26 protein-coding genes are annotated in these 22,451 nt (G+C 38.5%); 2 read left to right on the forward strand and 24 right to left on the reverse strand.

Annotated features, from left to right (window positions below):
- Nucleotides 1–4 precede the first annotated feature (4 nt).
- The 15 genes from QE429_RS16845 to QE429_RS16915 all read right to left on the reverse strand — a co-directional run bounded on the left by QE429_RS16845 (nt 5) and on the right by QE429_RS16915 (nt 13,408).
- Complete coding sequence (locus tag QE429_RS16845; RefSeq protein WP_307288554.1) at nt 5–793, reverse strand: serine--tRNA ligase; 789 nt, start codon at nt 791–793, stop codon at nt 5–7.
- 87 nt (nt 794–880) lie between these two features.
- The gene (kynA, locus tag QE429_RS16850) at nt 881–1,729 is read right to left on the reverse strand and encodes a tryptophan 2,3-dioxygenase (protein WP_307288556.1); all 849 of its coding nucleotides are present in this window, start codon (nt 1,727–1,729) and stop codon (nt 881–883) included.
- 43 nt (nt 1,730–1,772) lie between these two features.
- Nucleotides 1,773–3,203 carry an amino acid permease gene (locus QE429_RS16855; RefSeq protein ID WP_307288558.1) on the reverse strand — a complete coding sequence of 477 codons (1,431 nt, stop codon included), beginning with the start codon at nt 3,201–3,203 and terminating at the stop codon, nt 1,773–1,775.
- Between the two features lie 52 nt (nt 3,204–3,255).
- Entirely contained in the window at nt 3,256–4,044 is a 789-nt protein-coding gene (locus QE429_RS16860; RefSeq protein ID WP_307288560.1) for a 2-keto-4-pentenoate hydratase, read from the reverse strand.
- Entirely contained in the window at nt 4,041–5,075 is a 1,035-nt protein-coding gene (dmpG, locus tag QE429_RS16865) for a 4-hydroxy-2-oxovalerate aldolase (RefSeq protein ID WP_307288561.1), read from the reverse strand. The genes QE429_RS16860 and dmpG overlap by 4 nt, the downstream gene beginning before the upstream one ends.
- Nucleotides 5,076–5,100: 25 nt before the next feature.
- Nucleotides 5,101–5,997, reverse strand: a complete 897-nt coding sequence (locus tag QE429_RS16870; protein WP_307288563.1) for an acetaldehyde dehydrogenase (acetylating) — start codon at nt 5,995–5,997, stop codon at nt 5,101–5,103.
- A gap of 13 nt (nt 5,998–6,010) precedes the next feature.
- Nucleotides 6,011–6,790 carry a 2-keto-4-pentenoate hydratase gene (locus QE429_RS16875; protein ID WP_307288565.1) on the reverse strand — a complete coding sequence of 260 codons (780 nt, stop codon included), beginning with the start codon at nt 6,788–6,790 and terminating at the stop codon, nt 6,011–6,013.
- A gap of 261 nt (nt 6,791–7,051) precedes the next feature.
- Complete coding sequence (locus QE429_RS16880; RefSeq protein WP_307288568.1) at nt 7,052–8,518, reverse strand: aldehyde dehydrogenase; 1,467 nt, start codon at nt 8,516–8,518, stop codon at nt 7,052–7,054.
- Complete coding sequence (locus QE429_RS16885) at nt 8,511–8,987, reverse strand: RidA family protein (protein ID WP_307288569.1); 477 nt, start codon at nt 8,985–8,987, stop codon at nt 8,511–8,513. The genes QE429_RS16880 and QE429_RS16885 overlap by 8 nt, the downstream gene beginning before the upstream one ends.
- Nucleotides 8,988–9,006: 19 nt before the next feature.
- Nucleotides 9,007–10,017: an amidohydrolase family protein gene (locus tag QE429_RS16890; protein WP_307288571.1), complete on the reverse strand. Its 1,011-nt coding sequence runs from the start codon at nt 10,015–10,017 to the stop codon at nt 9,007–9,009.
- Complete coding sequence (locus tag QE429_RS16895) at nt 10,002–10,541, reverse strand: 3-hydroxyanthranilate 3,4-dioxygenase (protein WP_307288573.1); 540 nt, start codon at nt 10,539–10,541, stop codon at nt 10,002–10,004. Before QE429_RS16895 ends, QE429_RS16890 begins: the two co-directional genes overlap by 16 nt.
- A 16-nt stretch (nt 10,542–10,557) precedes the next feature.
- A complete protein-coding gene (locus QE429_RS16900; RefSeq protein ID WP_307288575.1) occupies nt 10,558–10,752 on the reverse strand; it encodes a tautomerase family protein in 195 nt (64 codons plus the stop codon).
- A gap of 4 nt (nt 10,753–10,756) precedes the next feature.
- Nucleotides 10,757–11,323 (reverse strand): NADPH-dependent FMN reductase, encoded by a 567-nt coding sequence (locus tag QE429_RS16905; RefSeq protein WP_307288576.1) that lies wholly within the window; start codon nt 11,321–11,323, stop codon nt 10,757–10,759.
- 33 nt (nt 11,324–11,356) lie between these two features.
- Complete coding sequence (locus QE429_RS16910) at nt 11,357–11,872, reverse strand: FAD synthetase family protein (RefSeq protein ID WP_307288578.1); 516 nt, start codon at nt 11,870–11,872, stop codon at nt 11,357–11,359.
- A gap of 57 nt (nt 11,873–11,929) precedes the next feature.
- Entirely contained in the window at nt 11,930–13,408 is a 1,479-nt protein-coding gene (locus tag QE429_RS16915; RefSeq protein WP_307288580.1) for a 4-hydroxyphenylacetate 3-hydroxylase family protein, read from the reverse strand.
- 250 nt (nt 13,409–13,658) lie between these two features.
- Between QE429_RS16915 and QE429_RS16920 the strand changes: the two genes are divergently transcribed.
- Together QE429_RS16920 and QE429_RS16925 are read left to right on the forward strand one after the other, a co-directional pair.
- On the forward strand, nt 13,659–14,294 hold the full coding sequence (locus tag QE429_RS16920; protein ID WP_307288581.1) for a Crp/Fnr family transcriptional regulator: 636 nt from the start codon (nt 13,659–13,661) through the stop codon (nt 14,292–14,294).
- The gene (locus QE429_RS16925) at nt 14,291–14,947 is read left to right on the forward strand and encodes a Crp/Fnr family transcriptional regulator (protein WP_307288583.1); all 657 of its coding nucleotides are present in this window, start codon (nt 14,291–14,293) and stop codon (nt 14,945–14,947) included. Before QE429_RS16920 ends, QE429_RS16925 begins: the two co-directional genes overlap by 4 nt.
- Nucleotides 14,948–14,971: 24 nt before the next feature.
- On the opposite strand, the gene QE429_RS16930 is transcribed toward QE429_RS16925, so the two are convergent.
- From QE429_RS16930 to QE429_RS16970, 9 genes are all read right to left on the reverse strand, one after another.
- Complete coding sequence (locus QE429_RS16930; protein ID WP_307288585.1) at nt 14,972–15,781, reverse strand: rhamnogalacturonan acetylesterase; 810 nt, start codon at nt 15,779–15,781, stop codon at nt 14,972–14,974.
- A gap of 534 nt (nt 15,782–16,315) precedes the next feature.
- On the reverse strand, nt 16,316–16,828 hold the full coding sequence (locus tag QE429_RS16935) for a DUF3841 domain-containing protein (RefSeq protein ID WP_307288587.1): 513 nt from the start codon (nt 16,826–16,828) through the stop codon (nt 16,316–16,318).
- 56 nt (nt 16,829–16,884) lie between these two features.
- Nucleotides 16,885–17,349 (reverse strand): hypothetical protein, encoded by a 465-nt coding sequence (locus QE429_RS16940; RefSeq protein ID WP_307288589.1) that lies wholly within the window; start codon nt 17,347–17,349, stop codon nt 16,885–16,887.
- 158 nt (nt 17,350–17,507) lie between these two features.
- A complete protein-coding gene (locus tag QE429_RS16945; protein ID WP_307288591.1) occupies nt 17,508–18,050 on the reverse strand; it encodes an SF0329 family protein in 543 nt (180 codons plus the stop codon).
- A gap of 292 nt (nt 18,051–18,342) precedes the next feature.
- The gene (gene chbG, locus QE429_RS16950) at nt 18,343–19,047 is read right to left on the reverse strand and encodes a chitin disaccharide deacetylase (protein WP_307288593.1); all 705 of its coding nucleotides are present in this window, start codon (nt 19,045–19,047) and stop codon (nt 18,343–18,345) included.
- A complete protein-coding gene (locus QE429_RS16955; protein WP_307288595.1) occupies nt 19,040–19,351 on the reverse strand; it encodes a PTS lactose/cellobiose transporter subunit IIA in 312 nt (103 codons plus the stop codon). Before QE429_RS16955 ends, chbG begins: the two co-directional genes overlap by 8 nt.
- A gap of 2 nt (nt 19,352–19,353) precedes the next feature.
- Nucleotides 19,354–20,688: a 6-phospho-beta-glucosidase gene (locus tag QE429_RS16960; protein WP_307288597.1), complete on the reverse strand. Its 1,335-nt coding sequence runs from the start codon at nt 20,686–20,688 to the stop codon at nt 19,354–19,356.
- A 28-nt stretch (nt 20,689–20,716) separates the two neighbouring features.
- Nucleotides 20,717–22,087 (reverse strand): PTS sugar transporter subunit IIC, encoded by a 1,371-nt coding sequence (locus QE429_RS16965; protein WP_307288599.1) that lies wholly within the window; start codon nt 22,085–22,087, stop codon nt 20,717–20,719.
- A gap of 5 nt (nt 22,088–22,092) precedes the next feature.
- On the reverse strand, nt 22,093–22,401 hold the full coding sequence (locus QE429_RS16970) for a PTS sugar transporter subunit IIB (protein ID WP_307288601.1): 309 nt from the start codon (nt 22,399–22,401) through the stop codon (nt 22,093–22,095).
- Between the last annotated feature and the right edge of the window lie 50 nt (nt 22,402–22,451).

Below are 22,451 nucleotides of genomic sequence, written 5' to 3' on the forward strand. Positions count from 1 at the left end.
AACTTTATTTTTCTTTTATTGTACTTCTGAATTGATCATAGTCGGCTTTAATATAATGAAATGCCGCTGCATTTCCCCCGTGGTCAGGGTGGGTGATTTTTAATAATTTTTTATACCCTGCTAAAACGTCTCTAGAACTTGCTGTTCTTGAAAGACCTAATTTATGACGATAGTTTGTCTGCATCTGGGGAGGAGGCGTGTGTGCCTGTTGCTCTTGCTCCTTTTTGGATCCTCTAGAAAGTTCCTCCTTAAGCTTTAACATTTCATTACGCAATGTAATATTCTCTTGAAGAAGCTTTTTCATTTCCATTTGTAGTTCATTTTTTTCTTTGTCTATGTGAGCAATCTCAATCTTTAGTTTATTTCGCTGCTGAATTAAGGTGTTGATTGAATTTTGATGCAGCTTTTCCATTCCTTCTATATGCTCTTCTTGCGCTTTGATTTTTGCTTTAAATTGACGGATCATTTTTTCTAGATCAGTACTCGCGCCACGCTTTATAACATTATCTTTTGGAATGCTTTCATTTTCCCGTGTCCCATTGCCTACATTTTGAATCTTGCCTTCTCTGAGCCAGCGTCTCACTAGTTGTGTACTCATAATTTGCGGGACACCTGCATCTAACAACATGTCAAAGGCCTGATCTGTATCCTCCAGTATGTACCCTGATTTTTGAAGTCCGTTACCCTCGTAATTAATTTTTCTTTCACGAAGCCAACGCCTGACTGTTTGAATACAAATATCCTCTGTAACTCCTGCTTCTCTTAAAAAGTCAAAAGCCTGGTCTGTGTTCACAATGTTCCTCCATTCACACGTTAGATCTTCTGATACTAATAATATATGAGTATATGAATTATGTGAATGGATAGAAAATACTACTAATTAAAGCTTTGTTCGTAAACTCCAAAGCTCAGGGAAAAACTGTTGGTCTAAAACTCTTTTTAAATAGGTTACACCAGAAGATCCACCAGTCCCCTGCTTATGCCCAATGATCCTCTCCACTGTACTCAAATGGTTAAAACGCCATAATTGCTGTTGGTTGGCAATATCAACTAATTTCTCTGCTAATTCGTATAAATCCCAATATTGATCAACATTACGATAGACCGTAAGCCATGCTTCTTCTACACTTGCATTGAATTCATAGATTTTTGACAAATCACGATTGATAACCTCTTGATCAATAGGTAATCCACGTGCAACAAGAGCATTGATTGCTGCATCATATATACTTGGTTTTCCAAGTGCCTCTTGCATTATTTCGTAAAGCTCAGGTTGATGCTGATAGACTGCTAATGTATGAACATTTTTGTTTCCTAATGCAAATTCAATGAGTCGGTTTTGATACGACTGAAATCCTGAAGCCTTCCCCAGTTTATCTCTAAATTCCAAGTACTCTGCCGGTGTTAAAGTAGAAAGGACGCTCCATGACTGGATTAATTGATGTTGAATTCTAGAAACTCTTGAGAGAATTTTAAAGGATGGTTCAAGGTCATTGCGGCTTATATACCCAATCGCCGATGTCAGTTCATGAATAATTAATTTCATCCATAGCTCACTTGTTTGATGAATGATGATAAATAACATTTCATCATGGTGATTGGATACCAGACTTTGACTTGATAAAATATTTTCAAGGTGGAGGTAATCTCCGTACGACATTGATTTCTGGAAATCTGTTTGTATCTCTTTTTCTAGTTCTATCTTTGTGTTTTTTTCTTGCGTACTCATTTATTTTTGCCTCCCCCATTTTTATTAAAATCCCGCTACTCACTTAATTAACATTTTCGGTTAGAATATCATCTAATCTCTTTTCTGGATTTTGGTTGGGTGACCTCTTTTTAAAAAGATAATATGAAATAGTTAAAAAAAGTAACCATGGAACACCAAATTGAAGCATGATTTTAAAGTCTGTAAACCATGTTGTGATCATTAAACTTAATAAAAGAACTGCCCCAATAACCGTCAAATATGGGAATCCTAGCATTTTTACCGGCAATTTTCGGCCGCCAGACCTCTCCCACTTTCTTCTGAAAAATAAATGTGAAACAAACACCATAAACCAGGTGAAAATAGCACCAAACATGGAAATGCCCATCATAAATGCATAGGAGGAACCTGGTAATAGAGCATTTACTAATGCAGCAAGAAAAATTCCTAATGTAGAAACAGCTAGCGCCCTTATTGGAACTCCTTTTTTACTTAATTTCCCTAAAAATGCAGGTGCATCATTTCCTTTGGATAGAGAGAACATCATGCGCGTAGAGGCATATAATTGGCTGTTCATAGATGATAAGGCGGCTGTTAAGATAATAAAATTCATAATTCCTGACGCCCCTGGAATATTTAAAAGATCCATTACTTTTACGAAAGGACTTACTTCAACACCTGCTAATTTCCAAGGTACGATCATTAACATGATGCCAATTGTTAAAATATAAAAGGTGGATAAGCGGAAAACAGTAGCTTTCAACGCTTTCGGCACTGCAATATCTGGATCCTTCGCTTCACCAGCTGTAACCGCAATCAATTCTGTTCCTAAAAAGCTAAATAAGGAAATAAAAGTCGCAACCCATACTCCCCACCATCCGAACGGTAAAAAACCTTTGTCATTTACTAGGTTTTCCGGCCCTAAATCGGACTGATGTGAACCACCAAATAGAATATATGATCCTAGCAAAATGAATCCAACGATAGCACTAATCTTAATCATTGAAAACCAATATTCAAATGTACCAAAAGCATTTACACTTGTTGCATTGACAATAATAAGAACCGCCGCAAATAATAATATCCAAACCATTCCGGGCACTTGAGGAAACCAGTACTTCATATATACAGCAATGGCACTTACCTCAACCCCAACAGCTAGAACGTTTGCTACCCAGTAGGAATATTTCACAAGATATCCTGCGAGTGGGCTAACATATTTCTCAGCTATCGTACCAAAAGCACCTGTGGTAGGATGAGCCACCGTCATTTCAGAAAGGCAGCCCATTAACAGGAGGACGATAATGGCACCAACTCCGTAACTTACTAAAACACCCGGTCCTGCTGTACTAATAGCCAGACCACTACCAAGGAAAAGGCCTGTTCCAATAGCACACCCCATGGCAATCATTGCAAGCTGATTGGTTTTTAATGCTCGCTTTAATCCAATTTCAGATTCATTCCCTTTATTCAAATGAGTATGTTTGTTCACCATTTAGCCCCTCCACAGGTTAAAGTATTACCGTTCTATTTTTTTGATTATGATTTCATTTGCAGGAAAATGATACACTTCCTAGCTCTGCAAACTGCACGAGAATGGTATCTCCCGCTTGAAAGCTAATCGCTTCGGTTATCGCACCACTAAGAACGATGTCACCTTTTTTTAGTCCTAATCCTTTTTCTCCAAGCTTATTTACAGCCCAGGCAACAGCTGTGGCAGGATGGCCTAACACAGCGGCACTTGTACCAACCGTAGCTACCTCTGAATTTTTTGACATATACACGCCAATTTCTTTCAGGTTAAGAGCATTAGGTGATACCCACTTGTTTCCAACAATGAATTTGGAAGACGAACAGTTATCTGCTACCACGTCAACGAGTGTAAATTTAAAATCTAAATAGCGGCTATCAATTATCTCGATCGCTGGTGCCACATATTTAGTTACTCTTAAGATGTCTTCTGCTGTCACAGAAGTACCTTGGATGTCTTCATCAATTAAAAAAGCAATTTCAGGCTCTGCTTTCGGATGGATAAACCCGCTAAATTGTAACGGTTCCCATTCAGGCGCAAGCATATCATCCATCAAGTAACCATAAATCGCTTCATGAACCCCCATCATCTCCTGCTTCGCCTTACTCGTTAATCCCAGCTTTACACCGATTCGACGCTGCCCCTCCTGTTCTTTACGTTCAATTAATTTCTGTTGTATTTCGTAGGCCTGCTCAAACGTTAAAGATGGATAACTTGTGGTGATTTTTTCTACTTCTCGCCGTTCCTTCTCTGCCTCTAGCAGGTACTCTACAATCTCTTGTTCTGTTCCTTGCATTAGTGTCATGATTGAACCTCCACTTTGTTCTTATTTGCCATTTCAGCCGCAATATCAAGGATCATATCTTCTTGACCGCCAACTACCTTTCTTTTTCCAAGTTCAAGTAAAATATCACGAGGATCTAGATTAAAGCGTTTACTTGCTCGTTCGGCATGGAGGAGGAAGCTAGAATAAACACCGGCATATCCCATAACTAAACTACCCTCACTAATTTCCTGTGAACCAGGAATTAACGGCTTTACAATATCCTCAGCAAGATCCATCATTTTGTAAAGATCAATCCCTAAATCGATTCCCATTTTGTTTAATACAGCAACCAACACTTCTGTCTGTGTATTCCCTGCACCTGCTCCTAAACAGCGAACACTTCCATCAATACGGGTAGCCCCTTCTTCAATTGCAACCAGCGTATTGGCAACGGCAAGTGATAAATTATTATGAGCATGAAAACCTATTTCAATATCTAAGGAGTCTCTTAGGGCACGAATTCGTTCACGAACTTGATGAGGTAATAAGGCACCGGCAGAATCCGTCACATAAACTGCTTGTGCACCATAGCTCTCCATGAGTTTTGCCTGTTCCACTAATTTTTCAACGGGTGCCATGTGGGCCATCATGAGGAATCCAAATGACTCCATCCCTAACTCTCTCGCCATGGCAATATGCTGTGCTGATACATCTGCCTCAGTTACATGAGTTGCAACCCTAACCAATCCAGCCCCAAGCCCATGTGCTTGTTTCAATTCATGGACCGTGCCGATTCCAGGAATCAGCAATACGGCAATCTTTGCCTGTTTTGCTTCCTCTACTGCCGCTTCGATTAATTTCATTTCATTTACTAATGAACGACCGTACTGAAGCGTTGATCCTCCTAAGCCATCACCATGACTCACTTCAATATAGTGCATTCCAGCACGATCCAAAGCACGTGTTACCGAACGTACCTGATCTTCTGTGTATTGGTGTGCAACGACGTGACTTCCATCCCGTAAACATACCTCGGTAAGTTTGATTGGCAGGTTCTTACTTACATTCATCTTTCTATGTCCTCCCCATAAATGATTAATCCAATGCGGCAGTTCCTACCGTTTTTTGTCCTAATTGGGCACGGGCAAAATCTTCAGCCACTTTTACTGCTGCCGCTGTCATAATGTCTAAATTCCCGGCATATTTAGGAAAGTAATCTCCTGCCCCTTCAACTTCCAAGAATACAGTCACTTTATTTCCATCGAATAATGGCTCTTGTTTTAATCGATAACCTGGGACATATTGTTTTACAGTATCAATCATTTCATAAATAGATTGGAGAATGCTGTCTCTATCCAAATTCTTCACTTCGCAAAAAACAGTGTCACGCATAATCACAGGAGGTTCTGCTGGATTTAAAATAATTATGGCTTTACCTTGATCGGCACCACCAACTTCTTCAATCCCCCTACGTGTAGTAATCGTGAACTCATCAATATTTGCCCTTGTTCCGGGACCTGCACTTTTGCTGGAAATTGTGGCAATGATTTCAGCATATGTTACATCAGCCACACGATTAATGGCATGAACAATCGGGATTGTTGCCTGACCGCCGCAAGTTATCATATTTACATTCCATTCATTCAAGTGTGCATCAATATTTACAGCTGGACATACAAATGGACCTCTAGCTGCAGGCGTAAGGTCAATGGCCAGCTTACCTAATTCTTTTAAAATATTCGCATGTCTAACATGGGTTTTAGCAGATGTAGCATCGAAAACGATGTCTGCAAGGTTAGGTGAATCTACGAGTCCTTGAATTCCATTTGAAAAAACCTGAAGGCCTCGTTCATGTGCTCGTTTCAATCCATCTGATTCTGGATCAATCCCAATCATGGCCGTTAATTCTAACCAATCACTTCTTTCAAGCTTATACATAAGATCCGTTCCAATATTGCCCGAACCAATAATCGCAGCTTTTAATTTCCCCATAAAAAAACCTCCCTTACTCAAATGTGACGGTAACCGTTCCTAATGGACCGAATTTTGCAGTAATCGTGTCGCCTTCTATTACAGCAATGGCACTAGAAAGTGCTCCAGGAAGAATGAGCTCACCCGCTTTTAGATGAATACCAAATTCATGCAATTTATTAGCTAACCAGGCCACTGCTTGGGCTGGATGGCCAAGCGCGGCTGTTCCGGACCCAGTTGCCACAAGTTCTTCATTTTTATAAAGAACCATTCCTTGAGTTCGTAAATCAAGGCCTTCAATCATTGATAGCTTATTTCCTACGACAACCCTTGCTGATGATCCATTATCTGCCACTGTATCAACTAATTTAATTTTCCAATCTGTTATTCTGCTATCTATAATTTCTATAGTAGGCACCACATATTTGGTAGCCATTAATACATCAAGGTAATTCACATTTGGCCCTACTAAATCGTGGGCTAAAATAAAACCTATTTCCGCTTCCACCTTAGGACTTATGAATTCAGCTATTTTCACGGTTTCACCGTCTGCTATTTTCATATCATCTAACAGGTGGCCGTAATCTGGTTCATTCACACCAAGCATTTGCTGCATTGCCACACTTGTAAGTCCTACCTTCTTCCCGATTACCTCGTGCCCTTCTTTCAATCTTTTATCAATTACTTCTAGCTGTATTTGGTATGCATCAGTCACATTTAACTCAGGAAAGCGCTGTGTTAATGGAGCTACGGAATGTTGAAGATTTTCTGCCTCAAGTAATTCATGAGCAATCGATTCTACTAAAGTTTTCAATTGTCCTGCACCAGCCTTTACTATTTTTATAGATATGTTTTGTTGAATTTGTCTGTTGATTTCCGTTCCAGGCACTTCGCTTTCCGTGGGTGTTTCGGCGAGCCTCCTCGGCGCTTGCGCCTGCGGGGTCTCCCCTGAACCATACTCCCACAGGAGTCTTCGTGCCTTCCACTCCAATCAACAGGGTATAAAACTTATCATAGCTCTTTAACACAGCCTATAGATAAAAAGTGGCCAATCAGCCACCTTTCTCTTTCAATCTTATAATTTCATTGTGATGGTCTTGGCCTCTGTATAAAATTCAAAGCTGTGACGTCCGCCTTCTCGACCAATCCCGCTAGCTTTCGAACCTCCAAATGGAGTTCTTAAATCACGATAGTACCAACAATTAATCCAGAATAAGCCTGAATTAATTTGGGCTGCTACACGGTGGGCACGTCTTAAATCGTTTGACCAAACGACGCCTGCGAGGCCATAAATTGAATCATTAGCTAATTGAATCGCTTCCTCTTCCGTTTTAAACGGAATGACTACTAATACTGGGCCAAAAATTTCTTCCTGTGCCACTCTCATTTTATTATTTACATCAAAGAGAACTGTAGGTTCGTAAAAATTCCCTTGTGTTAAACCTTCTACTAGTTTGCCGCCAATTGCCAGCTTCGCACCTTCAGAGATTCCTATTTGCACATAATTATCGACAGTTTCTAAATGACTTTTGGAAATCAGAGCACCCATATCTGTACTTTCATCCAATGGATCCCCCACTCTGATTTTCTTAACGGCTGCAACAAATTTTTCGAGGAATTTATCATAAACGGATTCTTGAACTAACAATCGTGAGCCTGCTAAACAAATTTCTCCTTGATTTCTAAAAATTGCCTCAATAGATCCCGCAACTGCTTCGTCTAAATCTGCATCCTCAAACACAATATTGGCTGATTTTCCACCTAATTCTAATGAAACGGGAATTAACTGTGATGCGGCATTTCTCATAACCGTTTTCCCAGTCGAACTTTCCCCAACAAAGGATATTCGACGAACGTTCGGATGAGTAGTCATCGCAGTACCCACTGTTCCACCGGGTCCTGTAAGTATATTCAACACTCCGGGCGGTAATCCTGCTTCATTGGCAATTTCACCTAACATGACTGCACTCAACGGGGTATAGGATGCTGGTTTAACAATTACTGTATTGCCTGCAGCAAGGGCAGCTGAAGCCTTCCAAGTCATTTGCATAAAAGGTAAATTCCACGGAATGATTAAACTTGTTACACCTGCTGGCGCATATTTTGTATAGCTCATATGCTTGGATTGTTCATAATGCTCATGATGGATATATTTAGCCATTTCAGCGAAAAATCGTAAATTGGATGCTGCTCTAGGGATGTCAAAATCTCTGCTTTCTTTAATAGGCTTACCTACATCTAAAGTTTCGATTAAAGCTAGCTCATCTACACGTTCCATCACTAGGTCGGACATGCGGCAGAGAATTTTTGCTCGCTCTTCAACTGGCATCTTGCTCCATATCCCACTTTCATAGGTTCGTTGTGCAACTTGTATAGCTCTTTCTACATCCTGTTCACTTGCACTTGCGACTGAAGCTAACTTTTGATTGGTTGCTGGATTAATCGTGTCAAAGGTTTCTCCTGAAATAGCATTAACGTATTCTCCATTAATAAAAAGCTTTGCATCGTTGATTTGTAGCTGTTTTTCAAGCAATTTACTCATCTTGATCACCATCCTCAACCTCTAAAATCATTTCAACCTCAACTGCGTTATTGTGAGGCAACTGTGCCATTCCTACTGCCGATCTCGCATGCCTTCCCTTTTCCCCAAACACTTCAACCAATAAATCAGAAGAGCCATTCATGACTTTTGGTTGTGCTGTAAAGTCAGTGGTACTGTTGACAAAACCAAGAATTTTGACCACCCGTTTTACTTTGCTAAGATCACCTAGCTCATGTTTAACAACCGCTAAAAGATTAAGCATGCACTGTCTTGCGGCGTGATACCCAACCTCTATAGATACATCTTCACCAAGTTTCCCACGATATTCATCTGTACCCTGACCCGAGGTAAAAATAAGATTCCCTGTCCGAACACAGCTAACATAATTTCCAGAAGCGGAGCGAAGAGGCGGCAACTTCAAACCAAGACTTGCTAATCTCTCTTCTGGTGTCATCACTTTTTCAACCATGTTCTCATCTCTTTTCCTGCTAGATTAGTTGATTAACCGGTAAATTTAAGAATCGTAATGCGTTTTCACCTAACATGGCTCTTTTCTGAGCTTCGGTAAGTGTTAAAGTATCATCTATGATTTTTCCTGGTGGAGTTTCACGGAGTAAGAATGGATAATCAGAACCCATAATCACTTGTTCTGCTCCAAATTTTTCAACTAAGAATTTAATATTTACCGGGCTATTGACGATTGAATCATAGAAAAATTTCTTTGCATAAAAACTTGGCGGCTTTTCCGTCATCTGTAAGTGCGGCCACACATTCCACCCGTGATCTAGTCTTGGAAGGATGTAAGGAAGTGAACCCCCACCATGAGAAAAACAAATTTTTAGTCCCGGAAATTTCTCAATAACTCCACCGAGTATTAAACTTGCGGCAGCTAATGCTGTCTCACTTGGCATACCGACGGTATACATTAGGTTATGAGAAGCTAATCGATCACTTCCTAATGTTTCCCACGGATGAACGAATATAGGAACATTCCATTTGTCACACATTGCGAAGAAGTCTAATAACGATTCATCATCAAGGTTTTTCCCATTTATATTTGTACCAATTTCAATTCCTTTTAATCCAAGCTCATGGACACAGCGATCCAATTCACGAATAGCAGCCTCCACATTTTGCAGAGGAACCGTTCCTAAACCGATAAATTTGCTAGGATGCTGTGAAACTGTCTCAGCAATAAAATCATTTTGAAATTGAGCCATGGCTATTGCTTCTTCAATCGGTGCCCAATAAGAAAAGGTAACAGGAATAGGTGATAAAACCTGTATATCTACATTTTCTTTTTCCATATCACTAATTCGTTTCTCAGGGCTCCAAACCTGGTCTGTCACTTCTCGAAAAACTTTGCCATCCACCATAATATTGGCACCACATGAACAAGTTGGCTGGAGCACCGGCCACCTGTTATTTTGATACTTGCTCGCAAAGTCCGGAAAATTTTCAGGGATAATATGTGTATGAAAATCTACTCGCATTTCCATTCACTCGCTTCTTCCGGCATGATATGTCCACAATTCTTACAAGTACGAAGTTCAAGATTTCCATTAAACCCGTTGATTGCTTCTTTCACTTGAACTTCAATATTTGTTAATTGAACGGTAACGCGGTGCATCTCATGATCACATTCATCACAGAACCATACAAAATCCTCTAATTCTCCTGTAGCTCTGTCTCTTTCGATGACAATACCGATTGTATCAGCGACTCGATGTGGGGAATGAGGAACATTCGCAGGCAGGTGGAAAACTTCTCCTTCTTTCACTGTAATGACTTCTCGCTTTCCCTCGTTATTAATAATCTCAACGTAGCAATCACCCTTAATTTGATAGAAAATCTCTTCAGAAGGGTCCACGTGAAAATCGCGTCGTTTATTGGGGCCACCGATGACCATAAACATCAATTCTGAATCTTTCCAAACTACTTTGTTATTAACTGGCGGCTTTAGTAAGTCCTTGTTTTCTTCAATAAACCCCCAAAGGTTTATTGGTTTCAATGTATGTGACATGAATAATCGTCTCCTCTCAATTTTCAGGTATGCTAGATTTAGGGGTTCCCCCAACGAACCAATTTTCTGAAGGAATTTCATATAACAGAATCCGAATCTTGTCATGTGGAACACTAAGATTTTCTGCAATGACATCGGTGATATCTTTCACTAGCTTCTTTTTGACATTGGGTTCTCTGCCTTCTACTATTTTCAGTTCAACGATTGGCATAGACTTAATGAACTATTCCTACTAATTTTTCTTCTGACGATTTAAATGCCTCCTGCATGAAGACCACTTCTTTCGCTAAGGCTGAGATTCTGGATAGTACATCAGAATCTATGATTTCATTTTCTTTATTAAAATGATCATTATTAACGTATACGTACCCAGGTGCAACAAACGCCCGAAAAAAGCCGGCAATTGGTTTCAATTGATTTTCGATCACAAGGTAGTGCTGATATGTTCCGCCTGTGGCAACAAACCCCATCACTTTATTGCGAAAATCTTTTGGATTAATCAAATCAAATAAATTTTTGAGCGGACCTGATAAAGATCCTTGGAAAATCGGTGTACCGATAATATAAAAATCAGCGGAATGAATCGCTTCAAGAACCTTTTTTGTGTCCTCGTTGTAGGAAGAAGGATTACGACCATCACAGAATTGGACTTCATAATTTCTTAAATCCAAGAGTTCTACTTCAAGATCTGGTTGGTATTTCTTTGCTTCCTCTAGAACCTTTTGGACAACAATACTCGTCTTTGCTCCAATTATTGTTCCTGAAATCCCCAATAGTTTCATATACTAAAACCTCCGTTATACCAAGCCTATTTGTTAGTCAATTCCTGCTTGCCACCCCAGCAATGTATAGGACTGCTTAAAATCACCTTCTGAAATAAGCTGTCGAATTCGTGTAGATGAAATAAGTTTGCCTCCATTACAATAAACAGGTGATGCTACATGTATCCTAAAATACTTTTCTAAAAGACTCACATCACCTTTTCTATCTTTACCAAAATGAAAATCGGAACCAACCGTAATCTCCATCGGATTAAGTTTCGATAATTCACAGATAAAATCCTCAGGTGGACGAGTTGCATACCATTCATTAAAACTAGCAACAATCACATAATCTACACCTAACATTGAGATCCTTCTCAGCTTTTCTTCAATAGAAGTCAATGTTTGAACACCCTTAAAAAAATGTCGAGGAGGTGGATCGAATGTATACACTACACTGGGGACTTGTGAGATCCGGCTCTTTTTCACCGCCTGCTTAATCACGGCTTGATGTCCTTTATGAACCCCATCAAATGCACCTATAGCAATTACAGAACCCGTAAGTGTCAAAACTCCATCTGTTAGCGTCTCAATCGATCACACCTCCCCATATTTAACTAATTATTTTTATAAACTGGGCACTTCACCTTTGCGTTCAAATATTTTCATCGCTTCATCAACGAGCTCAAAAGAATGTTTCCTCTTGAAGTTGTTATAGAAAATTGCTCTTTTCCGAATTGGGTCTCCTGTATAATAGCGTTCATATTGAAGAAGCCTTTGTCCAAACGCCTCACCGCATAAATCCCAAGCAAGTTTAAAGAGGTGAACACGTTCTTCTGCGGATACTCCCTCTCTTCCAAGATAGTACTTCTCTAAATCCTCTCTTAACTCCGGATTTTGGAAGTCGGCATCTGTAGGAGACATCAAAAGACCGCCAGCACCTATAATTTGCATGACTTCAATCGCACGTGGGTACATTTTTGGCAGTAACCCCCGGATGGTTTCTAGTGATGCATAGGCCGGCATAACCTCACCAGATGGCAGCACTTCATATTCATATTCTGCTATCCTAAGCAAAGCTCTAATGGTTTCAACCGATTGGACCAATTCACCTAAATCATTTTGAACATTTAGGTATCCATCTACGCCAATAGAATTAGCTATCTTACAAGCCACTTCAGTAGCAAATTGAAGCTTAATTAACCCTCTTACTCCCGATTGATGGGCTGGTTGCTGCCCAATTCCAGTTTTCGGATAAAGTAGATTAGCAGCTTCCACATTGTTATAAAGGAAGACACGGTCCCATGGCACTAAAACATCATTAAACACAAGGACTGCATCCATTTCCTCGAATCTTGATGCTAATGGATGGTCGTAAACTGGTCGTTTTCCGTCTTGCATTGCTTCACGACATAAAATACGAAGACCTGGGGTATCAAGTGGAAGTGCAAAGGCAAGTGCATAACGCTCATCTCCAGGTTTAAAACCAGGGAAAGAGTATACAATCACTTCATCGGTTATTGGAGCAAGAGTTGCTAACATTTTAGCTCCCCTTACGACTAAGCCATCAGGAGTTTCTTTCACTGCACCTAAATGGGTAAACATATCCTGTTGTTCATGCGAAGATTTACTCCTGTCATTTTGAGGGTTAATAATAGCATGAGTTAAAAACAAATCATGATCTCGAACATACTTGAAATAAGCCCGAATGTTTTTCCCCCATTCAGGATTATATTTATCCAAGAACTCTGAATTGCTCGCCATGGAAGTTACAACGACATTTAGAAAATCAGGAGTTCTTCCCATTAAACCAAATGTTGCTTTTGCAAAGACCTCAAAAGTTTTTCTTCGAGCATCTAAATCTTGATAACTTCTAGGCACCAAGAATGCATTCGAAATTCTTTCACCCGTTTCTTCACAAATATGTGTAATGTCCTCTTGATATTGAGGATCATGCTGTAAATCATACAACTTTGCCATTTCAAGGATAGGCTGATTAAAAACTGGTTCCTCAAAGACATTTTCAATTCTTTTTCCCGATAGCCAAACTTCTGGATTCCGAGATTTTAATGCTTCAATATACTGTTCTCCCGTACGAATTCCCATAAACATCCTCCTTATGATTCATAGGGATATTATAAATCTGAATATTTTGAGTAATTGTAGTCTATTTAACATTTTTTCTGAAAAAATACTTTTTTCTTTTCTAAATATCAAAATTCTTTTACACTATTGTTAAGTTGAAAAGACCTATTAAACTTTTTCATTAAGGTGTTTTCAATAATGTAAGCGTTATCAAAAATCATTTAGACATTCCTCTACCAATGCAGTCAAATTTCACTTAGGAGTTGATTTCGTGGCAATCCTGTTTGATAGTGATATTAATTGGGAAACATGTTTGCAGTTTGGTACAAGAAAATTTTTTAAGGAAAAGGCTTGTATTTACCAGCAAGGCACTACTGGGGAAGGATTCTATTATATCCAACAGGGGTTAATTAAAGTGACGACAACAACTGCAATGGGAAAAGAGCGTTTATTAAACATTGCCATTCCTGGACAACTATTAGGTGTTCAAGCGATGGACCGACAGCCCCATTTTACAACGGCTACAGCTGTTAATGACTCCATTCTTTATTTTTTCTCATGTGATCATTTTCAAAAACTAATAAAAAATCAACCCTCTATTCTAAATATGTTAATCAAAACCGTCATACATAAAATGCATATTCTAGCTGATAAAATATATTTGGATACTCTTTTACCTGAGCAACAACTAGCCGCCATTCTAATGAATATCTGTTACGAATTTAAAAATTTTGAAGTTCCCCTCACCCAGCAAGATTTAACCAAATGTACGGGTTTAACTAGAATTACCATTTATAAAATTTTAAAGCAATGGAAAGAAGAACAAATCGTAGAGATTCATGGTAAAAAAGTACTCATTCGAAAACCCGAGGAATTAAAGAACCTGCTTGGGGATGTGATCATATGAAGAATCTTCGATATGCATGGACACCATATTTACATTATGGAAAAAAACTTGAGCTAGAGGAAAATTCGGTTGTCTACCATCAAGGAGAGCCTGGGAGAGGATTTTTTTTCTTGTCTACGGGAGGAATAAAGATTACCCTTTTATCTCAAGAAGGTGTGGAACGCACCGTGAATTATGTTCCAGAAGGAATGTTGTTTGGTGAGCATGGAGCTAGAAAGGAAACTTATTTAACCTCAGCCATCACAACATCTCACTCTGTCATCTATCATTTTTCGGATGAAGCACTAGCAAAAATTTGTACTGAACACCCTGAAGCTGCATGTACTCTTACTAATTCACTAATCTATAAATTTAGGATATTAGCAGAAATTATTTCCTTTCTTAACTCCCCTGTTGAACAACAGATGGCACATTATTTATTAAAGCTCATTAATGAAAATGGAATTTTTTCCATTGACCAAACCTCTTTTGCCCGGTACATAGGAACCTCTAGGATTACCGTAAATAAAATACTTAATAAATGGAAAAGTCAAAAGGTAATCCGACTATCCAAACGGACGATTGACATTTTGGATATAAATCGTTTAAAAAACATTCGAGACTCTGGATCGACTCACCTATCGAACTTAGATATTTTAATGTTAACTATGTAGATATGAAAAAAAGAGAAAAAGACCTCATTCATTGTGGTCTTTTTCTAAGTGGTTGGTGAGTGTCATTAGGTTAGATTCTTTGATCCCATCAATAACTAGTTGAGTAATCATCTTAGCCCCGGTCTTCTGAAAATGAGTATTATCCTGAACACCATTTGGATAGTTCCCATTCTCTTGAGCATCAAGACAAAGAAACACATCTTTCGTACTTTTTGGTCCAAGCTTCTGAAATAATGCATGGCTTTTAGCGGTAAGGTCGATGACCGGTACATGTTCTTCTAATCCAAGTTCCTTCATCGCAGCCGGATAATCACCGTGCGTCCTACTTAGGACTCCATCCATTGTAAAATATCTTCGTTCGACGGGGGTCACAAGAACAGGTATAGCTTGTTTAGCACGTGCACCATCAATATATTGTTTTAAATAACTTTTGTATGTGGAATACGGTTCAGTGTACCGATTTGGATCCTGTATTTTTTCATCGTTATGGCCAAATTGGATAAAAAGATAGTCTCCTTTACCAATCTTATTCAAGATCGTATCAAGTCGCCCTTCATCAATGAAGCTTTTTGAACTTCTGCCAGGGGTCGCTGCGTTTTTCACAACAACTTGATTATCGAAAAATTGATTGAGAACTTGTCCCCATCCTGCCCTAGGTGCCAACGAGCTTGAGTAGTTAGATACAGTCGAATCCCCAGCTAAATAGACTGTTATTGGCTTTTCTTGCGTATTTACTTTTCTGGCAGACTTAGCAAAGCTGGTTCCAAATATTAAGATAGGCACTAAAAAAAACAAGGAAAAGAAAACAATTTTTCCCCAATGGTATTTCTGCATGATACTCCTCCTAGATGCTAGACAGTATTGTTCCCTATTTATTACATTATATAGGATACATTTTGATATAACATTACTATTCAATAATATCAAATTGATAATGGATTTCCACGTTGCATAGTGAATTGTTGAAAAAAGAAGCCCGCATAGGGCATTAAGCCGTCCTCTTTTGAAGTACCCGCACCTATAAAACCATATATAAAAGCAACCCATTTCTCAGTGTAATTTGTAATGGAAATTGCTCCACCTTTTATTGATTTATTAAGGTTTATTAAGGAAATTAGGGCTAAAATCGCATCTTAAACCACATACCCATTGGCATACACTATAATAAAAATTATGGTCTTGCGTTTTCGTGTGCGATTTCATACGCTAATAGCATCTTCATCAAAATCAAAAAATTAGGGAACTTCCAATGAAGTTCCCACATTTATGTCACTTTGTTCTTATGCTAAAGCACCCGTTTTTAAGAACAATTTTTCACAAATCTGTTTGGCCTAAGTAGCTAAAGTCTGTTTATGAAGTCTTAATAGATTAACGAGCAATAAATTCCCTTACTATAGAAATTTCATCTAAGGTTAATTTTCCTGTGACCCCTTGAATACGTACGTCACCCCAGTTTGAGTTTTGTTCTAAAAACTCCAAATCAAAAATTCTTTGCCAACTCTCCTCAATGGCCGTTCTATTGGAAGTATAAAACAAGTGATCCTCGTCTTCATCTATGAAGAAATAAGTATTATAAATAACGGAGTGCCATGCCATAAAATCTGACAATAATAATCTGCTATCCTCTATTTCAACTTTCAGAAGCACTCCTCGTTCTCCTTTATTAAGATGCCCATATCTTCGTAAGTCTGGTTTTTCTGTCCAGAGCCAGATTGGATATTCACCTGTGTATTTAGGAATTTTCTTCTTCATTTGTTGCATCATCCAATTATAAGCATCACTAAATTCTGGCCAAATTTTATTCGGGTCACCACTAAGAAAACCAAGTTGTTTAGCATTTTCCCAAGCATCAATGGTCTGAATAGTCCAGTATGTCCCCATTAAAACTTTTCCTCCCCCTAAAAAAAGGTATGTATTTTGAATAAGCACCCGGTAGCTTAATAAGGAAAGGGGTATCGTTCTAAAGATAAAACTAGGCCCTTAAGTTCATCAATATCTTCCCTGTTCCAATTTTCTCTTTCAAATAACCTTATTACTCTTTTTGAAACAGACAGGATTGAATCTCTAACTTCCTTAATTGAACAATTTGCCGTTAGAATGACTTGGCGTTTTGCTGCCTCATCCATGCAAAAGCGTAATTCTAAATTTTCTTTATCTAACTTCTTAGCTAAGACAAGTGGGGTGCCGTCCATAAAATCAAACTCAAAAGTTCTTCCGAAACCAGAAACCATTAACCCCTTAATTGAATTAATCCACCTGGATAATATAATAACAACGAAATCAGACCATCCTTCTTCGGGAAAATAACGATGGTAGTCAATAACGAAATATATATTCCCAATAACGTTTTGTCTGTTTTCTAAAGTTTCTAAATCAACTTCAATAGAGATATGCTGCTTCAACAAAATCATTCCCTTTATATTTATATACATTATAGTTCTCTGCTTGTTTTTAATTACCTTCTTTAACTATATGCATCGTTACTCCAATAAAAAAATAAGATTGCCGCAGCAATCCCATTTTAATACAGCCCTCATTGAATAAAAATAGAAATTTTATTTTAGATGGAAAGACTATGATTACCTTCAGCATCACACCTAATAGTATAAAATCCCTTAATTAAATGGTGCGTGTCTGGTGCAAATCTTATATTATGTAATCTTCTTTTACCAAGTCTTTTGTCAATCATAGCTAAAGCTTGAACAATAACATTATCACTACAAATTGCCTCGTCTATAGATAGATTGGGATACTGAACCAATGCACTATACACTCTGTCCACATTGAAAACATTACGTTGTTCTAAAACTAACATTGAATAATCCTGATCGCTAAATTTACCCACGAACTCAGGGTAACACTCATACAAACACTCTGGAAAAGGTTTATCTGTCATGAGCTTTACATTTTCCCATAATTTATCGTGCTCAATCAAATAGTATTGCGTTGAAGCGTTAAAAATTTCAGTGTTATCCAATGTTATCCATATTCTTCGAGGTTCCCCAATTGATGCATTGTAACTCGTTAAATGGATTTTAACCCTTTTTACCAAGTTTTCACATATCAAACTTTCTAACAGAAATTTTGTTTTTGACCAACGCATATGATAATCCCTTCCCCTGATTTAATAAAGTGATATATTCATTTCATAAATTTCACCATACCTTCTTCAACTATACTGACAGTTAGTTGAAATAGCCACTAAAATTTTTTTACATAATCGTCCTATAAACGTGCTAAAAGCAGTGTGATTTCATATGAGAAACACACTGCTTTTATAGTTGTTTTTATAGCAGTTTTTTCCTATGCGGGTACCTCAAAAGAGAACGGCTTTATAGGGCATAGGGGCTTAAGAATTTCAAGGGAATAATATTTTTTAATTTTGTGGGAATTAGTTAAACCAATATGATATTTTCCGGTAATGTAACTGCTTGAAGAATTTCTAACTCTGTTAATCTCTGATACGAATATGATGACCCCTTTAAAAGGGTATTATCCAAATATGCCGGGTGACACATTACCTCAACAGTCAAACCATCCTTTATACGATCATTCAGATTATCAAAGTAATCCAGAGTTACACCATCATTATAAAAATCAAACAAAGCTATGTCCGACAAGGAGTCCACTCCATCAATAGCTACGTGCCCGTTTCTCCTTACTGGCAACCCGAATTTATTTGATATGCTTTTTACCACGGGAACCAATTCTTCTAATGAATGAACATGGTGATGACTATCAAGATGTGATGGTTTAATACCTGAATGGAGCAATCGCTTGACTTGGGCGGTCCACTCTCTTTCTAACTCCTCTAACGAAATTTCACTAGGTATTAAAGCAGAGTAAGACTTAAAGTACCCGTTAGCATCAACCAATGACGGCACCTTGCTAACTAGAGGTTTACCACAGGTTAGAACAAGATGAATGCCAACCCGTAATTCTGGGTATTTCTTGGCCAATTGAATTGCATGTTCTGTTCCGGCCATATTCATCATCATCGTGGTAGATTTAACAATCCCATACAAATAGCTGTCAATGATTCCATGGTTCACTCCGTTACTTAAACCAAAATCATCTGCGTTAACAATTAATTTAATCATTAAGTCTACTGTATAGCTCCACTACTTCTGCAGCTAATTCCTTCATTGTCATTGCATTCATTAAATGATCTTGGGCATGAACCATTAATAGAGAGATTTCGGTTTTTTCTCCCCTTATTTCCCCTTGGATAAGTGCTGTTTGAAACTGATGTGCTTCATGTAAGGAATTGTCGGCTTCCCTCAGTTTCTCTCTCGCCCCTTCAAAGTCCCCTTGTTTAGCTGAATGAATAGCTTCTATCGCAGCACTCCGACCATTTCCACCATGCAAGATGATTTGAAAGATTACTTGCTCCATATTTTCCATTCCTATTCCCTCTTTTTAAAATATTTATGAAACTGTGGCAAGTGTTCCTTATGTGCCTCGAGCATTTCATCTAATATAACTTTTGCCACACGGTCACTTGGAACGAGAGGATTAATTGTCAGTGCCAGTAATGCTTGATCATAATCCCCACTAATAGCAGCTTCAATGGCTACCCTTTCAAAGGATTTCATTTGCTGAACAAGTCCGCGAATTTGAATTGGTAATTCACCTACTGCAATTGGCTTCGGTCCATCCTTCGTAATCATACAACTGATTTCTACAGCAGAATCAAATGGGAGACTTGCAATAGCACCCTTGTTTAATGTATTAACAGCCTGGATGTCTCGTTTATCTGTATACATCGAGTGGATTAACCTCACAGCTGCATCACTATAATAAGCACCGCCTCTTTTCTCTAATTGAGGAGGCTTAATTGCTAACTGTGGGTCTTTATATAACTCAAAAAGCTCTTCTTCCAGCTTTTTTACAACCTCTGCCCGAATGGTGCCTTCTTTAAAATTTTTCAATTCTTTTTCCAGCATATCTCCAGATTTATAATAGTAGTTGTGATATGGACACGGAAACACATCTAACGCCTTCAAAAACTCTGGCTCCCAGCCCATTGAATGAATATTTTGCATCGTTATGCTTTTCTCAGGGTCATTAATTAACGAAATTACTTGATCCTTAACGGATTCACCATCAACAAATACATCTAATCCGTAGACCATGTGATTTAAACCAGCAAAATCAATTCTGACTCTTCTATGTTCCACTCCTAATAATTTCGCCACGCCCATTTCCATTCCAATAGGTACATTACACAGTCCTACTACTCTATTAATATTGCTGTAACGCAGTACTGCTTCTGTAATCATCCCAGCAGGATTGGTAAAATTTATGAGCCATGCATTTGGGCATAACTCCTCCATTTCGCGACAAATATCAAGAATAACTGGAATCGTTCGAAGTGCTTTAAATAAACCGCCTGGCCCATTTGTCTCCTGTCCTAGTACTCCGTGCTTTAATGGGATACTCTCATCCTTTTTGCGTGCTTCCAGGAGACCAACTCGAAATTGAGTGGTTACAAAATCCGCAGACTTTAATGCTTCTTTTCGATCTATTGTTAAATAAATTTTAATTGGTACCCCTGCTTTTTCCACCATTCTTTTTGCAAGGTTCCCTACGATTTCAAGCTTTGCTCTTCCTTCTTCTACGTCAACCAACCATAATTCACGTACAGGTAATTCGTGATAATATTTAATAAATCCTTCTATTAACTCAGGTGTATAGCTCGAGCCACCACCTATGGTAACTATCTTTAAACCATTATTCATTTTTTACACCTCAGACCTGAGATTTCATTTAGACATTTAGCGTATCAGTAGGTTTGGATGTTACCTCACCCATTTCTCTCCTCGCATCCATTCGTCCTTGAGCGATGACAAAAGGAAGGTAGATAACGATAGAAATACATAAATTCACTGCCGCTAATATTGCTCCAGAAATGTGCCCACCAGTTGCAAGTAAACCACCTACGATTGCAGGGGTCACCCAAGGAATGTCAGCAACAACTGGATGTACCAAACCTAAGCTTACTGCAGAATAAGCTACGATTGTCATGATAATAGGTCCTAGAATAAATGGAATGAACCAAAGTGGATTTAATACGATTGGTAATCCAAATAAAATAGGTTCATTGATTTGGAAGATACCAGGAGGTGTACCTAAAGCAATTATCTGCTTATTTCGTTTTCGCCCTGCGATAATCATCGCTACTATTAAACCTAAAGTGGCCCCAGATCCACCAAGATACACAAATGCATCTAAGAAAGAACCAGATAGGATATGGTATTTTCCTAAATCATGTACACCTTGTGCATACATATTTACATTTTCTTGGCCTAGTTTCGTCATTAATGGAGTGGTAATTCCTCCAAGTATATTAGGCCCGTGAAGACCAAGAATCCAAAAACCATGTACCAGGGATACTATTAAAATAGCAAACCACATTGAATCAACTGCACCAGTAAGCGGTGATACAAGAACTTTATTGATCCAGTCGTTTAAATAAGCACCATCACTAATAAATTTACGTAAAATAAGGCCAAATAATCCAACAGTAAAAATAGTTACCATTCCAGGAAGCAGCTTGGCAAATGAACGAGACACAGCTGGCGGCACTCCATCTGGTAAGTTGATGACTAAAAACTTAATTTTTGCTAAGCGAACAAAAATTTCAGTCGTTATAATTGCAACAATAATACCGGTAAATAATGCGGTCGCATTGAAATAATTCCAGCCAATAAAGCCCCACACCCCGCCTGAAACTACCTCTCCACCCTCAGGAGTAATTGAGACATTAGCCACTTGTGGAATCAGTACAAAAAAGGAAGCACCCGCAACCAACATCGCTTCGAAACCATCGTCCCCGTAAGACTTTGCCAGCTTATGAGCAATACCGAAAACAGCAAATATGGTCATGAAGGCAAGCGTTCCCCACCAGATATCTCCTCCTAACGTTTTCCATGTCTCACCGAAAATAGAGACCATGAGTTTTTCATAATATTTTCCTATTCCGGGTACGGAACCTAAGTTATTCAAAAGCACAGCTAACGAACCAATCATTGTGATGGCAATCATGCCGACTAATGCATCACGAATAGCAAGAAGATGCCTGTTATTACCAAGCTTATTTGCGAAAGGCATAATAAATTTATCAATAAAATTCATCATGTTTCCTACTCCCCTTTTATTAAATTGATTGCCTGCCTTAGTACTTCCTCTCCGTTGCATAGACCATAGTGTCTAGGATTAATAGTATCTACAGGTACACCATGCTTTTCTCCTTCTTTTTTTAGCTGTGATAATAAATACCGTACTTGTGGTCCAAGAAGCAGTACATCTGCTTTGTTAATCTCGTTATATATCTCCGTTGAACCTACTGCCCAAATTTCACAATCAATCTCTTGTGATTTTGCACTAGCTTCCATTTTAGAAACCAATAGACTTGTAGACATACCTGCAGAACAGCATAATAAGATTTTCATAAATACCCCCTAAAAAGAAAGCGATTTCAAAATATAATTTAAAAAGAATT

It is taken from the genome of Bacillus sp. SORGH_AS_0510 (assembly GCF_030818775.1).
GTDB lineage: Bacteria > Bacillota > Bacilli > Bacillales > Cytobacillaceae > Neobacillus.